This is a genomic window from Aliterella sp. E5.1, assembly GCF_057473825.1.
Genome location: NZ_JBYCCV010000472.1, coordinates 1 through 1,169 on the forward strand (window position 1 = coordinate 1; position 1,169 = coordinate 1,169).

Below are 1,169 nucleotides of genomic sequence, written 5' to 3' on the forward strand. Positions count from 1 at the left end.
CCCCAGGGATAATTCATTCTAGAAGTAAAAATAGCTTGCCGATGTCATGGGCAAGAAATCGTTCTGCCTTGGTCAGAGAATCATAGCCACTGAAACGAGCAAGATTGATGGCGATATTGCGGATAATAGACCAATTGGTGGCAGCATTATAGTTACTGAAGGGAGCCAGATCTTCGCCAAAAATTACATCTTTGACCCAGTGCAAACGATTCTCAATTCCCCAATGCTGTCGAATCCCATCCGCAAATCTAGTAGCCTTTGAGACTAGAGAGCTAATGTAATAGTTAGTCTGTAAATATTTCTTTCCGGAGCGGATACCGATACGTTCGCGCTTGTTTCAGGCTTCGTAGTCCTAGCCAATCGAGGTCAATACTCTTAAGGTCTGTGAAGACATTCACAATTCGGCAGGTCGTTCGACCTCGAATTTGCTCAGTATCGACAACCCGCTCACAAGGCTTTTGGTGTGACGCTAAGGTTTTCAGTTGTGCCAGTAGTCGAGGCTGATTACCTTTGACAGTGATAACGTAGTTATTGCCGCCCTCAATGATTAACTTAGTAGTTTTTTTGGCAGTGAAGTGCATCCATAGTGAACACCACTCCTTCTAACTGCAATAACTCAAGTGTTGTTTGCACTACTTTCAATTCACTGCTGTTTTTTGATTCAAACTGTTGCGCGGCAAGCACTACTCCTTGTTGATGGCTATAAGCGGAGACTAAAGAAACAAAGTTCTGGTAAGCGGTACCCGGTTCTGTAACCGTTCCTTTAATGCTCTTGCCATCTATCGCCACCCACTCACCAGTTTCGAGAGTGAATGTACTTTTAACCCATTGCTCGAACTGCTGTGCCAGAACTTGAAAATCGAGCTTCTGTAAAATGCGACGAAAGGTCGTGTCCGACGGCAGGCGAGTTACCGTTAGCCCTAGTTGCTCACTGACTGCCTGATAGTGACGCGCTCCAAAATCTTCCAGTGCATAGTAACTTCGGCATCCACTAATAGTTCCCATCACAACTAATAGCAAAATTAGCCACAGTGGATAACGTCTACCTCGAGATGTTCGGAAATCTTTGATCTCCTGCAATGATTGAATTAAGTTGAGCGCCATCTTAATTTCTCAAACTTATTTGTTTTAATCATTATAATATTTTCTTAATCAACGAATTATCCCTG

Annotated in this window: 3 protein-coding genes; all 3 read right to left on the reverse strand. The window is 43.4% G+C overall.

Annotation, left to right across the window (positions count from 1 at the left end; all coding sequences use genetic code 11):
* Nucleotides 1-13: 13 nt before the first annotated feature.
* The 3 genes from AC2VE5_RS28310 to AC2VE5_RS28320 are packed head-to-tail and all read right to left on the reverse strand — an operon-like array spanning nt 14 to nt 1,104.
* Nucleotides 14-322, reverse strand: coding sequence for an ISAs1 family transposase (locus AC2VE5_RS28310; RefSeq protein WP_486890834.1), 309 nt, complete (start codon nt 320-322; stop codon nt 14-16).
* On the reverse strand, nt 285-581 hold the full coding sequence (locus AC2VE5_RS28315; RefSeq protein WP_486890830.1) for a hypothetical protein: 297 nt from the start codon (nt 579-581) through the stop codon (nt 285-287). Before AC2VE5_RS28315 ends, AC2VE5_RS28310 begins: the two co-directional genes overlap by 38 nt.
* Entirely contained in the window at nt 553-1,104 is a 552-nt protein-coding gene (locus AC2VE5_RS28320) for an ISAs1 family transposase (protein ID WP_486890832.1), read from the reverse strand. The genes AC2VE5_RS28315 and AC2VE5_RS28320 overlap by 29 nt, the downstream gene beginning before the upstream one ends.
* Between the last annotated feature and the right edge of the window lie 65 nt (nt 1,105-1,169).